This window comes from Shewanella sp. Isolate11 (assembly GCF_022398315.1).
Lineage (GTDB): Bacteria > Pseudomonadota > Gammaproteobacteria > Enterobacterales > Shewanellaceae > Shewanella.
Window position 1 is genome coordinate 178770 of record NZ_JAKEVF010000005.1, and the last position, 15164, is coordinate 193933.

Here is a 15164-nt window from a genome sequence, read left to right on the forward strand (position 1 = left end):
ACTCTCAAATGTTAATCTTCACCACACAATGTTCGCCATTGTTCCGTTGCCAAAGGATCACCATTACGATAACCAATATAACAATTGAGCTTTTGGGTAACATCACTCTGGGCCGCAGATTCGAGACTCGCTGGCACCTCGATAAGATGTAAGCCCCCCTGCACGGCACAGCTAGCTAAGATATCGACAAATTGATTGGTCGTTTCACATAAATGCCCTTGACCACCATAAGCCTGGACTAAGAGTTTAGGATCGAAAGCTTGATGATTACAGGCATAGATAGGCGCGTCACCCGCTTTCCCTAGATGGAAAATGTTATTACGCATATAAACGATCACCAGATTTGCCGCCTGCTTTTGCAGATTGATCAACTCATTAGCCTGAAAATTGAAACCACCATCACCGGTCAACACCACAATCGTTTGCTCGCTACCCAGTTCTGCCAGTTGGTCGGCAACCGCGCGGGCATAGGGCAAACTTGTCCCCATGGCCGCATACCAAGGATTAGCCAGATAACTACGGCCAATATCACTGGCGAAGGTGGTTAATTCAAAACTGGCGAACAGGGAATTACCTACCTCAGGAACAAATACAAAATTTCGGCCACTAGCTTGCTGTGCCTGATTAATACATGCGGCAAGTTGACGATAACCCAGCTCGCCCTCCTCAACTAAAACCTTAGACGATTGGGGTAAAGGCTGAAACTGGGCTAGCGAAATAGGCTCAGCAAGCAGCAAATCCATCACGGCCTCAATATCGGTTTCCCACTGAGCCGTACCCTTGAGCATGGTCTTGTTTTCATGGTTATCAATAGCATGAGTCTGGCTGCCAAAGGCATTATTGGTATCCGAAGGGAAAATTGCCGTGCCGAGTTCAAGCACATAATCGGCGCTTGCTTCGATATAATCCTGATGAGCAAGCTGACTAAATACGCCGTTATAACTGCCAAGACAAAGCGGATCGGCTTCATCGAGCATGCCCTTACCGAACCAAGTTGTGGCATAAGGCAAATGGTGTTGCTGACAGAAATGGACAATTTTATCCAGCAGCGACGGATTTAACCTAAGCTTCTCGCCCAGAAAAACCAATGGCGCTTTAGCTGAAGCCAACTTAGCGCGAATTTGCAGCGCAATAGCTTCTGCGCCGCACAGATTAAGCGTCTGCGGTTTAAGCTCATTGGGGCAACGGGGTAAACGCAATGCCTGAGTTGGCTGGCCGATAAGGTCCCGTGGAATTTCAATATAAACAGGCTGGCGATTCACAAACGCATGGGTCAATAACTGCAAAAACTGCTCGGCGGCAATATTAGGCTGCCCGCTGTGTCGTTGCCCTTGTAAACGCTCGGCGCGAACGCCTAAGGCTTTAAAGGCATTCAGGGCTGCATCAAGATCCGTATGCCAAGCCGTATGAGGATGCACAGAATGATGCAATGCCTGACTGTTAATTTCGGCTTCTCCCGGCGCTCCCGATATAAACACCACAGGCAAACATTCGGTTCTGGCCAAAGCCGCCGCCGATGTGCAGGGTAAACTGCCCACGGTATAAGTCGTCATACACACACCGAGTGCATTTAACTCGGCCTGAGCACAGGCACTGAACCCCGCGTGCATTTCATTACTCGATGGCAATACCGCCAGCCGTTTATCAAGAGCATTAATCAGATTAGCAACAAAGTCGCCGCCCACACCGTAGACACGCTTTACCCCAAAAAAACACAATAACTCACTAATACTGTCTCCCAGCAGGGGCAGCTGCGCGCTATACTCGGCACCAAAATTTGATTCAATAGAAACTGACACGTTAGGCTCTCAAATAACAAAAAGTACAACTAGCCTAAAGTGAGTCATTTCAGCGGACTTTGATCGAGATCATTAAGCAGAAATTAGCCTCTCGACCACAAATGAAAAACTATCGTTACAGCGAACACAGATAAAAACAATAATCTTTAAATTCAGAAGATTAAGAAAATAAATGTCGTAACCAACGGCTTACATACTCAGATTCAATGTCCCGATATTGGCTGTTAGCTTAATTAAACGTATATTTAGTGAAACATCTAGGCCATGTTCGCCAATAACCAGCGGAAAACCAAAGTTGAAAACCAATCTCATCACCCGTGAAGGGTTTGAAAAACTCAATAAAGAGCTTAATTACCTTTGGCGGGAATATAGACCAGAAATCACCAAAAAAGTGACCTGGGCTGCCAGTCTGGGCGACCGTTCAGAGAATGCAGATTACAAGGAAAACAAGCGCTTATTAAGACAAATAGATTCACGTGTACGGTTTCTCAGAAAGCGTATCGAGGCGATTAAAGTTATCGAATATTCACCAGAGCAAGATGGCAAAGTCTTCTTTGGCGCTTGGGTTGAAATAGAAAACGATAATGGTGACACCAAACGTTTTCGTATCGTTGGTCCCGATGAAATTTATGGCAGAAATGACTATATCTCTATCGACGCCCCCATGGCGCGGGCGCTGCTGAAAAAAGAGGTCGATGATGAAGCTGTAGTCGCGACCCCTGTCGGAAAACAGACTTGGTATATTAACGCTATCTCCTATTCAAGCCCTGCAGCAGATAGTGAATAACCGACTTTAATCCATAACAACTCGACACGCCTCAAAATCCTCTGTCAGATTCTCGATGCAGATATCTTCTGAGCCACAGCAGGATATCTCAACCTCAATCTTTAACTATCTAACAGCAATACAATCAGAGAGTTAAATTCTCCGATTGTTAGCTGGTTAGAAACCATTAAAAAGACTATCTTTTAAACATCAACCTCTGTTTAATTTTCGCGCTCACCTTGGTGAGCCGCTGCTATTCCTTATCCAAAGAGGCTGACTCAAGGATGTGCCCTATGCAGATGACCCTCTCTTTTCTCGGTGCAGCGCAAGAGGTGACAGGCTCTTGCCATCTACTCAATATTCAAGGTCGCGAGGTGTTACTCGATTGCGGCATGATCCAAGGGGGAAAGTCTGATGCTTTACGTAATCACGAACCTTTCGCCTTCGACCCCAAGGCTATCCATGCCGTAGTGCTAAGCCACGCCCATATCGATCATTCTGGCCGCTTGCCATTACTGGTCAAATCCGGTTTTAGCGGCCCCATCTATACCCATAAGGCAACTGTCGAACTGTGTGAGGTCATGCTGAAAGACGCCGCTATGCTGCAAGTCAGAGATGTGGAGCGATTAAATAAGAAACGCCTAAAAAATCACTTAGAACCTCTAGAACCCTTGTTTGACGAAACCGATGTTGATCAAGTCATACAGCAATTTGTACCATTGGAATACGGTCAACATCAACAAATCGTCCCATCCCTCACCGCCTGCCTTTCTGACGCTGGACATATCCTAGGCTCGGCCATTGTCGAATTATGGATGGGTGAAGCTGACGAGCGTAAAAAACTGGTATTCAGTGGTGATTTAGGCCGAGCGGGAATGCCGATCCTCGATGATCCCAGCTTGATATCTGAGGCAGACCTTGTGCTCATGGAAAGCACATACGGCGACCGATTACACCGCAGTTGGCAAGCCACCTTAGAAGAATTAAAAGCCATCTTCTCTACCACCATTCGGTCCAGCCGCGGCAATATTTTATTGCCCGCCTTTTCAGTGGGACGCGCTCAAGAGCTGCTCTATCTGTTTCACCTTTATGCAAAAGAGTGGGAGCTGTCCAAATGGCGGATCTGCCTCGACAGCCCAATGGCGATAAAGGCTACCCAGATTTATGTGGCTAATTATCAACTGATGGATGAAGACTTTAAACGCTTTACCCGCATGTCGCCGGGTAAACACCCACTACTTTCTAATGTCGATTTTATCGATACCACTCAAGAGTCGATGGAACTCAATGCCATTCATCAAGGCTTAATCATCATTGCGGGCAGTGGCATGTGTAATGGAGGTCGGATCCGCAGCCATCTTGAACATAATCTGGCGAATCCACAATCCGATGTAATTATCTGTGGTTTCCAAGCGCTCGGTACGCCCGGAAGGTTACTGGTCGATGGCGCCGAGTCACTGACGATACACGGTAACTCAATTAACGTCGCCGCTCGTATTCATACCGTGGGCGGCCTGTCGGCACACGCCGATCAGCAAGAGCTGCTGCATTGGTACCGCCAATTTAAATCGGCGCCGCCGCTTATTTTGGTTCATGGGGAAATTGAAGCACAGAAGATACTGTTGTCGAAACTCACTCAGGAGCAATCACCGGCGCCACATGTGGTCATTGCCGAACGTGGCGACACGCTGGATCTCACCGCGCTGCCAGAATTAGTCTGGTTGCCATAAGCTGACATTTAAAGATATCTGATGTTAAATCACTTTTGGACATTTGTGAGTTAGAACTTTAGCTCTATAGATGTGAGTTTCAGAATAATATTTCTATGGGCTAACGCCGTTTTAAAAGGCACAATTAAAGCTGGCTAAAACAAGCGACGAAGGAGCAAAGCCAGCTTTAATTGCGTCCTTTTTTAAAGCCTTGTTATGCGTTTATAGCAACTCTAGAATTTCGCCGTGTCTATGATAGCCCCAAACCCTTACTCCTGAGTTTATTACTGACACTTTAACATTATGCTCATTGCAAATTTCTAATATTGCCTTAGTTACATCCACTATTTCGGGTTCTAGTAACTTACCAATATCACGTTTAATTATTGTAATTACATCGACATATTCAATGGCTATAAAGTTACCCCAAATTTGCTGTAATTCAGGTGTGAATTCATAGCTAGTCTCATGGTCAGGGAACATTGAACCATCAATGTAATGCGCCTTATATTGGATCATCTCCTCAATTAGGTTTAGTTCACTAAAGAGAGCATTCCATTTAGTATTATTCATCAAACCAATGAGTCGTTCTTTTTCAATAATCTCTGTAAATTTAGAAATAACCCAATCTCCAAATGACGCATAACAGCTTATTAGTGAGACCTTGCAAGGTACGCTACCTTGTAAGATAGGAGGCCAAGCATGTATAGACACACTAGTAAGACTCAAAAAAATTATCGTAAATCATACAGTAAAGTAAATGCTGCTTCAGCACAATACGAACAGCACGATGTATCTGTGCAACGCATTCCTGAGCTTCGTAGAGTGATTGAAATTACCGATTACGACAATGGTTTACCGACTACGCACACGTTAGAGTTATATAAAACCAATCGTATTGACTGCTACAGAGTAATAGTCGATGGCAAGCTTTGGAAAAAGCGTATTGGCTGGAGCAACATTCTTGCAGGCATTAGAAAAGCACAACCAAGATTAGGTAGAGGGTAAGTGTCCGTTACTCGCTCAAAGCCATCCTTAAAATAATTACGTTAACAAACTTTGGGGCAAAGACGTGCTAGCAGCGGCTTTGTTTCCTAAATCGATGGAACTAAATCTGTAACGAGTGATCAGATCGGCATCATTCACAGTCCACTAATCAACCGTGCCAAAGCCTCGCTATAAGACAACCAACTGGAAACATTACAATCAAGCCTTGATTAACCGTGGTTCATTGACCTTCTGGATTGACGAGGATGCTATCGCCCAGTGGAAAGCCAAGGCCGAGCAACCAAGGAAAGGTCGCCCACCCGTATTTAGCGACTTAGCCATTACCACCGCGCTGATGGTTAAACGTGTTTTCTCTATGCCACTTCGAGCGTTACAAGGCTTTATCAACTCGGTGTTTAAACTGGCTGATATTCCGCTTTCGTGCCCACATTACACTTGCATCAGCAAACGAGCTAAAACCGTCAAGATTGCTTTTAAAACCAAGACTCGTGACACCATTGAGCACTTGGCTATCGACTCAACAGGCTTAAAGGTTTATGGCGAAAGTGAGTGGAAAGTAAAGAAACATGGTACAGATGGTAAGCGCCGAGTGTGACATAAACTGCATATTGCCGTTGATACACATAGCCACGAAATTATTGCCGCAGAACTGAGTTTATCCAGTGTGACTGACGCTGAAGTGATGCCGAATTTGCTCAAGCAAACCCATCGAAAAATCCGCAGTATTTCAGGTGATGGATCTTACGACACGAGACCCTGTCACGATGCCGTTCGTAGAAAACGGGCTTTGTTCGCTGAATCGATTTAGGAAACAAAGCCATTGTGAGCTTCAAATTAATATTTCTCTATAGGTATTAGTGCGTTGCGAACAAATGTGACCCGTCAATACAAATATTGTGGTTATAACATACTTAGACAGATTTCAAATATGTACTTTCGAATCGTAATCTCCGCTTGCATGTAAACGTTTACATCAATATATCATACAAAAGGTGTTTGGTTGATGTTGCCGTCTAACCATTTGAGATGTTGCGGCTTAATAAGCCAAATCTTCCATTTATTGTTATGAGTATTTGCTGATGAAACGTTCTTCGCTGTGCTTGAGTTTGTTTATTCCGTTGCTGTTAGTGCTAACAAGCTGTGCCAATAATCACGCTCAGCCGGTTTACGCTGGTTACCTGTTTAGCTACTTCAGTGGCAATGGGGAAGGAGAAGAGCAGGTACATTTTGCCCTTAGCGCAGATGGATTTAACTTTCGAGCATTAAATCATAATCAAGCTGTGCTGGATTCTGCTGTTATTAGTCGCTCGGGCGGTGTGCGCGATCCGCATTTGTTACGTGGTGAAGATGGTCGTTTTTATATGGTGCTGACTGACCTACACGTACCAACAATGGGCTGGCAGAACACCGCGATGGTGATGTTAACATCGAAAGATTTGATTCATTGGCACCACAGTGTGGTGGATATTCCAGAGACTTTTCCGCAGCAGTTTGGCGATGTGAATCGTGTCTGGGCACCGCAAACCATATACGACGAACAAGCCAAGCGTTATATGGTGTATTTCAGTATGCGCCAAGATAACGATTCTGACATTATCTATTATGCCTATGCAAATGATGATTTTTCAGGATTAATCAGTGCACCTAAACAGCTGTATTTCCCGCCTAAGTGGGCGCAGAGCAAAGCCTCAATTGATGGTGACATTGTTAAAAAAGACGGCAAATTCTATCTGTTCCATAAATCTGAAGATGGTCAACCGGGGATTAAGCTGGCGGTGTCTCATCAGCTTACCAAAGGTTACCAATTACTCAGTAGTGACCGTGTTGACCGTGAAACCAATCCAGTAGAAGGCAGTGGCACTTTCAAATTGATAGACCGTGATGAATATATGCTGATGTATGACGTTTACACTCGCGGCCAATATCAATTCACCACCAGTCGCGATCTCAAACATTTCTCTGTGGTTGATAACGATGTCAGTATGAATTTTCATCCGCGCCATGGCAGTGTTATTCCGGTAACGCAAGCTGAAATTGATGCCTTGGTGAATAAATGGGGCAGCTTTGATGGCGCTATTGCATCATCAACGTCACCTTTGGTCAATAAGATGAATATCGTGGTAGATGATGCGGCGCGCACGGTGTATTTACCGCTGAAAGATAGTGCTGATTTGGCCGCATTCGATCCTAAATTTTTAATGTCGCCAGGCGCAAAGATTGCACCTTTAGGCCCACAGAATTTTAGCCTCGGGGCTGTAACTTACCAAGTCAGCGTCAACGGCCAGCAACGTGAATATAAGGTAACGGCTGCTGTTGTGCATAATCCGATTATCGGCGGCTACTACGCTGATCCTGAAGTTATCTATTCGCATAAATTGCAGAAGTATTTTCTCTATCCCACTAGTGACGGCTTCACCGGGTGGTCAGGTAGTTACTTTGAAACGTTCTCCAGCAATGACTTAGTCCATTGGCATAACGAAGGCAAAATTCTGCAGTTAAGCAAAGATGTCAGTTGGGCGGACAGTCGCGCGTGGGCACCGACGGCCGTTGAAGTAAAGCAAGCACAAGGATATCGCTATTATTACTATTTCTCAGCAGGACAAAAAATTGGGGTGGCGAGCAGTGATAATCCGCAAGGTCCGTTTGTTGACTCAGGCAAACCGCTGATTGACCAACTACCTCAAGGTGTCGCTGGCGGTCAGCAAATTGATCCCGATGTTTTCACCGACCCAGTTAGCGGTAAACATTATTTGTATTGGGGTAACGGTTATATGGCTGTCGCAGAACTGAGTGACGACATGCTTAGCCTCAAACCTGGCACCACCAAATTGCTAACCCCAGACGCAACATATCGCGAAGGTACCGAAGTGTTTTATCGCAACGGTACTTACTACTTTATGTGGTCGGAAAACGACACCCGCGATCCAAGTTATCGTGTCCGATACGCTACCGCTAAATCGCCGCTTGGCCCATTAACAGTCCCACAAAATAACTTAGTGATCGAGCAGGATGCTACGCAGGGGATCTTTGCTACAGGCCATAACGCAGTCATCCAACAACCGGGGACCAATAACTGGTTCATAGTTTACCACCGCTTCAGTCGTCCACACGGTATCACCATGGGTAAAGCAGCGGGTTATCACCGAGAAGTGTGTATCGACGCGCTGCGCTTTAACGCAGATGGCAGCGTTCAAGAAGTTAAACCATCACTCACGGGTATTGCACCAGCAATCCCAGTACACCTGAACAAGTAAATGGAACCGATTAAGTAGGGAATGACTATGTTTGTGAAATTTTTATTGAAGTGCAGCTTGCTAACCGTTGCTACATTGGCGTGCTCAACCGTATGGGCCAAGGATTGCAGCCAAGTGAGTTATCCTCTGTCCACGCAGCAGCAATATATTGTTGATGCGGCAGGCTGTAAGGTTTTGCTTAAAAGCGTGAACTGGTTTGGTGGTGAGGCTGCTGCATTAACACCAGGTGGGCTAGATAAACAACCGCTCGCCAAGATTATCAAACTCATCAAAGACGGTGGTTTTAACTCGGTGCGCTTGCCATGGGCGAATGAAATGGTGGCCAAAAATCCTGTTGTTGAACGTAGATTACTCAAAGCGAATCCGCAGTTGCAGGGCAAAAAAGCACTCGTAGTATTTGATGACATCATTGATGCGCTCGGTAATGCGGGGTTGATGGTGGTGTTGGATAATCACCGGAGTCGCGGCGATTGGTGCTGCGACGCTGACCATGGGGATGGCTTGTGGTACTCCCAGGAATATTCACCAGAAAGTTATTTCGAACACTGGCTTTTTATGGTGAAACGCTATCAAGACCGCCCGTTTGTTGTTGCAGCAGAACTGCGTAACGAGATCCGTCCCGATCCGACCATGGGGCTTGAACCGACTTGGGGCAGTGGCGATGCTAAAACAGATTGGAAAGCGGCAGCAACGAAAGCGGGTAACCTTATTCTGAAACAGAATCCCAATTTGCTGATCATGATTGGTGGATTACGTTGGCAAGTTGATTTAACAGAGGTGAAAACCAAGCCTGTTAAGCTCGATACTCCCCATAAGCTTGTTTATGTAGCACACGATTATGTTTGGAATCATCCTCCAGAAAACCTCTCCAATCCTCAATTATTTGCTGCTACCGCATACAAACGTTGGGGCTTTGTTTTAGAGCCAAATAAGCCATACACCGCACCACTGTATTTAAGTGAATGGGGCGGATGTACTCAACTCGGGGCAGAAGGTAAGCCTTGCCCAAAAGACCGCTATCAGTTTGTTGAAGCCTTTAAGACTTATCTCTGTTCTCTTGGCAATGATGCGCCGGTGAGTTGGGCCTATTGGCCACTCAATGGAACTCAAATGGCCGGGTATAAACGTACAGAAGGTGAAGTGGAAGCCTACGGTTTACTCAAACCGGATTGGCAAACTTGGGCGTCACCTAAGGTAATGAAACAGCTTAATGACAAGCAATGTGGTCCAGTATTTCCATAATATAAACGGGGAAAACGAGTGTTAGCAGTCATCAATAAACGCATAGTGCAACATCTCACGTTAGTGTTTAGCGTTATAGCGTCCGCTTTGTTTATGGGGTGTCAGAATGGGATGATTAGTGGGAAGGAGCATCACGCAATGGCTTTATCTCAGTCGTCAACGTCTCCAGAGTGGCAAGATTTAAGCGTGTTTCGAGTAAATACCTTACCCGCCAAGGCGAGCTTTATTCCCTATGCGAATGAGACACAACTGAGCACTGATCAGCCCACACAATCACCTTATTATCAACTGCTTAATGGTCAGTGGCTGTTTAAGTTATTTGCTAACCCACAAAGTGTGCCCGCTGAGTTTTGGCGCCACAGTCGTGAATGGACTACGATACCAGTGCCTGCCGACTGGCAGATGCACAGTACTGATTATCCAATTTACACCAATATGGAATACCCATTTCCAATTAACCCGCCTTATGTACCAGCAGAACAGAATCCAACCGGTGCGTATGTCACCAATTTCAATGTGGATAATCCACAGCAGAATATGCAACAAATTTTGCATTTCGGCGGGGTGAACTCGGCGTTCTATGTGTGGCTCAACGGTCATTACCTTGGTTACAGCGAAGGCAGCAAAACACCGGCAGAGTTTGATATCAGCAAGGCGTTAACATCTGGGAATAACCAGTTGGCAGTAAAAGTATTGCGCTACAGCGATGGTAGTTACTTGGAGGACCAAGATTTTTGGCGTGTCAGCGGGATTGAACGAGATGTCTATATTTACCAACAAACACCACTGCATGTTGCCGATTATTTTGCGAAAACCAGTTTAACGGATGACTATAAGCAAGGCGTTTTAAATTTGTCCGTCACATTGAGCAACCACAGTAACCAAGCCCGCCAGCATCATACACTCATGGCGAAGTTACTCGATAGTAACGGCCAAGTGGTTTACCAACGGCAATGGCCATTTTCTATTGAAGCCAATAGCCGTAAGGAATTACAGCAGAAGTTAACCCTGCATGGTATTAAGCCATGGACAGCTGAAACGCCTAATCTGTATCAGTTGGTGCTAAGTATTATTGACAGCAGCAAAACCGTATCTGCTCAGCAGTCATCACCGCAGTTTGTCGGCAGTAAAATTGGATTTCGCCGTGTAGAACTGAAAGATGGACAAGTACTGGTTAATGGCCAACCTGTACTGTTTAAGGGCGTTAATCGTCACGAACATGATCAACATGAAGCTCATGTCGTCAGCAAAGCGTCTATGCTGCAAGACGTTCTGTTGTTCAAACAAAACAACATCAATGCCGTACGCACTTCTCATTATCCTAATGACCCGTATTTATATCAGTTAGCCGATAAGTACGGCTTATATGTGATTGACGAAGCCAATATCGAAACTCACGGTTTCGGATATGATTCGGATAAAACGCCAGCCAACAAACCAGAGTTTGAAGCGATGCATCTCGATCGCATTGAGCGTATGGTCGAGCGAGATAAAAACCATCCATCAGTGATTTTCTGGTCACTGGGTAATGAAGCTGGTGATGGCCCTGCATTTATTAAAGGTTATCAGTGGACTAAAAGAAGAGATGATTCGCGCTTAGTGCAATATGAACGCGCAGAACGTCATCCAACCGATTTTCATCAGCCACATACTGACATTTACAGTTGGATGTATGCACCGCTGGCCGATATTCAACAGTATCTCGACAGTAAACCCAACCGACCGTTTATCTGGATTGAATATGCGCATGCAATGGGTAACAGCTCCGGTAACTTAGTAGAAGATTGGCAAATGGTACGCAAAGAACCGCAGTTCCAAGGCGGTTTTATTTGGGATTGGGTCGATCAAGGATTGATGAAACAAGATGCTGATGGAAAATCGTTTTGGGCCTATGGTGGTGACTTTGAGCCGCAAGGTGTGCATAACGATGATAACTTTTGCCTCAATGGTTTGGTGAACCCCGACAGAACGCCGCATCCTGCGTTAGCTGAAGTCAAAAAGGTGTATCAAAATCTGCATTTTCGTCAAATCAAAGACATGACATTTGAACTTTATAATGAAAATTTCTTCAGGGATTTAAGTAGTTACCAACTGCAATGGCGATTAGTAGCTGATGGTGTGACAACCAAAAAAGGCGAGTTAACACTAGAGGCCGAGCCGCAACAGCGAGTGCAGTTTAGCCTAGCTAAAGAAGTGGGAGAACTCACAACAGGAAGGGAATATTTCATCGAGTTTTACGCCAGTAATAAGGCTGATGATGGATTACTTAAGGCTGGAACTTTATCGGCAAAAGAGCAAATTCTATTGCAGCAAGGTTCGAATCCGCAGTGGCTGACCGCTAACAACGGCAAACTGACGTTGCAACAACACGAGAGTCATAGTATCACCGTTCAAGCGGGACCAGTGGAGTTACAATTTAATGCGCAAGGTTTTTTAAGTCGTTACGCTGTGCATGGTAAAGAGATGTTGATGCAACCGCTTAAATTAAATTTTTGGCGAGCACCGACTGACAATGACTTTGGTAGCAGCTTCCAACAACGAGCTCAAATGTGGCAACAAGCAACGCGTGAGCAGCAAGGGTTAGGTATAAAACTCAGCAAACAAGCTGCCAATGAAATTGTGCTGACACAGCAGATAAAACTGGCAACGGTAAATAGCACGGTGAACGTTACCTACCATATTAATTCGGCAGGCGAATTGTTGTTGCAGCTTGATTTGCCGCTCACCCAACAGGCTCAGCAACTCAGTGAATTGCCGCGTATCGGTACCAGTTTGCAAATGCCTGCACAGTTTGACCAAGTCAGTTATTACGGACGAGGCCCATTTGAGAATTATCAGGATCGCAAGTCCGCGGCCTTTGTCGGTTTATACCAAGGTTTGGTGGATGACTTAGGTTTTGCCTATATTCGGCCACAAGAAAATGGCAACCGCAGTGATGTACGTTGGAGCGCCATAACAGATCAACTTGGCGAAGGGCTTAAATTTACAGGCTATCAAACCTTTGATTTTACGGCACGACACCAAACCATTGCCGATTTTGATGCTGGGATACACAAAGCGCAGCGTCATTACACTGATATCAAAAAACGCCCGTTAACAGAGGTCTATATCGATTATCGCCAAAGTGGTGTTGGTGGTGACGATAGTTGGGGCGCTAAAGCTCATGCGCCATATTTGCTGCCGCCAAAACATTATCAGTTTAGTTTTAGTATTGGCCCAATATTTGACCGTAGCGCTCGACAACTAGCAGCGACTCGTAATCAAGCTGCGCCGATAACCAACGTAGACCCGATGTTTTTGGCTGAAACTGAGGATTGGCAGGCAATCACTGAAGGCGATACTGTGTCGCATGACCCATCACGACTCATTGTCTCAGATGGACGTTTATATGTGTATAGCACCCGTTACGAATATGCCAAATCATCCGTAGATGGTATTCATTGGCGTAATGAACCCGCACCGCTAAAGGATGGATTTCCGGGGTGGGTCAACACAGTGATCCACGGTGAGAACCAGGGCTTGTGGGCACCCGATATTATCCATTACGGTGGTCAGTACCTGTATTACTATTCGCTATGCGGTAAAGGCGCTGGAGCCCCCTGCGCCATTGGCTTGAGCACCAACAAAACGCTTGACCCAAGTGCGGATAATTATCAATGGCAAGACCGTGGTCTGGTGGCTAACAATACCCGTAATTCGGCCACTATTCAGTTTTCGGCGATTGACCCGGCACCTATAGTGGATGCCGATGGCAATCTGTGGTTGTTGTGGGGCAGTGGCTACGGTAAAGACCCAAGTCGTGATCAGATTTTCGTTACGCGGCTAGAGAACCAAACTGGCTTGCCATTGATATCGGATGCTGGTTATCAACCGCCTGAACAGCAAGGTTATCCGTTGAAACAAGGCATCAAAGAAGGCGCCTATCTACATTATCGGGATGGCTATTACTATCTGTTTTGGAATGAAGGCGGTTGCTGCTTTGGTACTGACAGTGATTACACGGTTTACGTCGCACGTTCAAAGGATATTACTGGACCGTTTACAGGAGATCGTCTGTTCTTTGCAACAAAGGCTGGACGCCATGGCCCTGGGCATATCGGTATTTATGATGCGTGTGGAAGTGATTATTTTAGTTACCACTATTACCCAGATAGCACACCACGGCTAGGGATAAACCACTTACATTGGCGAGCCGACGGCTGGCCGCAAGTTGGCGTGCCGATAAGAGAAGCATTACCAGTATGCGCACCACATTAGTCTATTTACTTAATGCGAGGGCGGAATTCTCCCGCGGCGTCCTTAGGTTGGATAATAATAATGGTCACTATTAAAGATATCGCTAAAGCAGCTAACGTATCGATAGCTACTGTCTCTCGCGTAGTCAATAACAATGGAGCAGTAACAGATACTACTCGCAATCGTGTGCTTAAAGTGATTAGCGATTTGGGCTACCGGCCGAATTCAAATGCACGAGCCTTGGTCAAGCGTCAGCCTCAATCACTAGGCTTAGTGATAGCTGATTGGCATGGGCCTTTTTTTTCAAGTCTTGCTTGTGGTGTGGAACAGGTGGCGCGTGAACGTAATGCGTCATTGTTGGTGAGTACCGGTGCGTTGCAAGCTGAAACCGAACGAGCAGCTATCGAGTTGTTACTAGAGCAGCAATGCAAAGCATTAGTAGTGCATAGTAAGTTTCTGTCTGATAAAGAACTCATCGCATTAAGTCGTGAAGCGCCGATGGTGTTTATTAATCGCTATATTCCAGTACTTGCAGATCGCTGCGTCTGGTTAGACAACATCTTAGGTGGTCAGTTAATGGCGGAGCATCTGTTAGCACTAGAACACCATAAACTACTGTTACTAAACAGCAATCAGACTATTTCAGATGCAACAGATCGCCAAAAAGGGATTATGATGGCACTTAATAAAGCTGGGGTTGAATTGCCTGAAACACACATTTTATCGATTAATCCGAACTTTGATGGTGGTGAACAAGCCATCACACAACTATTAAGAAAAGGTACTGAGTTCAGCGCTATTTTGGCATACAACGATGCCGTGGCCTGTGGTGCCATGGCAAAGCTACAGGATGTGGGAATCGACATACCGAATGATATATCCATTATTGGTTTTGATAACACTATGATGGCGCGATACAGCCGCCCTGCTTTAACGAGTATGGAATATCCGATTCAGGAGATGGCGCAGTTAGCTGCAAATCTTGCTTTGGATTTTGCCTCCGCAGAATTAACAACAATAGCTAATTTTTCGGCTGTTTATCACGGCTTTAATCCTATGGTTATCTCCCGTAATTCAACAACTCAAAAAAGATAAACGCTAACATAGCCGTCACTTTTTAGCATTACTAAAATTTGGTCAACATGAGCGA

At 45.5% G+C, this 15164-nt stretch carries 9 protein-coding genes and 1 pseudogene; 8 read left to right on the top strand and 2 right to left on the bottom strand.

The features are described 5' to 3' along the window. Positions 1 to 11: 11 nt before the first annotated feature. Positions 12 to 1799, bottom strand: coding sequence for a thiamine pyrophosphate-dependent enzyme (locus L1D21_RS13335; protein WP_239845760.1), 1788 nt, complete (start codon positions 1797 to 1799; stop codon positions 12 to 14). Positions 1800 to 2094: 295 nt separating this feature from the next. Between L1D21_RS13335 and greB the strand changes: the two genes are divergently transcribed. Further along, positions 2095 to 2586: a transcription elongation factor GreB gene (greB, locus tag L1D21_RS13340; RefSeq protein ID WP_239845761.1), complete on the top strand. Its 492-nt coding sequence runs from the start codon at positions 2095 to 2097 to the stop codon at positions 2584 to 2586. 272 nt (positions 2587 to 2858) lie between these two features. Further along, entirely contained in the window at positions 2859 to 4295 is a 1437-nt protein-coding gene (locus L1D21_RS13345) for an MBL fold metallo-hydrolase (protein WP_239845762.1), read from the top strand. A 201-nt stretch (positions 4296 to 4496) separates the two neighbouring features. Here L1D21_RS13345 and L1D21_RS13350 read toward each other — a convergent pair whose 3' ends face one another. Further along, on the bottom strand, positions 4497 to 4988 hold the full coding sequence (locus L1D21_RS13350; RefSeq protein ID WP_239845763.1) for a DUF6678 family protein: 492 nt from the start codon (positions 4986 to 4988) through the stop codon (positions 4497 to 4499). Between L1D21_RS13350 and L1D21_RS13355 the strand changes: the two genes are divergently transcribed. The 6 genes and pseudogenes from L1D21_RS13355 (at position 4977) to L1D21_RS13380 (ending at position 15109) form a co-directional block, all read left to right on the top strand. Continuing rightward, positions 4977 to 5282, top strand: coding sequence for a hypothetical protein (locus L1D21_RS13355; RefSeq protein WP_239845764.1), 306 nt, complete (start codon positions 4977 to 4979; stop codon positions 5280 to 5282). The two genes, L1D21_RS13350 and L1D21_RS13355, sit on opposite strands and share 12 nt — an antisense overlap. Before the next feature lie 154 nt (positions 5283 to 5436). Next, positions 5437 to 6072: pseudogene (locus L1D21_RS13360) on the top strand (IS5 family transposase); the annotation flags it as partial. A 289-nt stretch (positions 6073 to 6361) separates the two neighbouring features. After that, a complete protein-coding gene (locus L1D21_RS13365) occupies positions 6362 to 8536 on the top strand; it encodes a family 43 glycosylhydrolase (protein ID WP_239845765.1) in 2175 nt (724 codons plus the stop codon). Between the two features lie 27 nt (positions 8537 to 8563). Further along, positions 8564 to 9778 (top strand): cellulase family glycosylhydrolase, encoded by a 1215-nt coding sequence (locus L1D21_RS13370; protein ID WP_239845766.1) that lies wholly within the window; start codon positions 8564 to 8566, stop codon positions 9776 to 9778. 138 nt (positions 9779 to 9916) lie between these two features. Next, on the top strand, positions 9917 to 14035 hold the full coding sequence (locus L1D21_RS13375) for a glycoside hydrolase family 2 TIM barrel-domain containing protein (protein WP_239845767.1): 4119 nt from the start codon (positions 9917 to 9919) through the stop codon (positions 14033 to 14035). Positions 14036 to 14095: 60 nt separating this feature from the next. Beyond that, positions 14096 to 15109 carry a LacI family DNA-binding transcriptional regulator gene (locus L1D21_RS13380; RefSeq protein WP_239845768.1) on the top strand — a complete coding sequence of 338 codons (1014 nt, stop codon included), beginning with the start codon at positions 14096 to 14098 and terminating at the stop codon, positions 15107 to 15109. Positions 15110 to 15164: the final 55 nt, after the last annotated feature.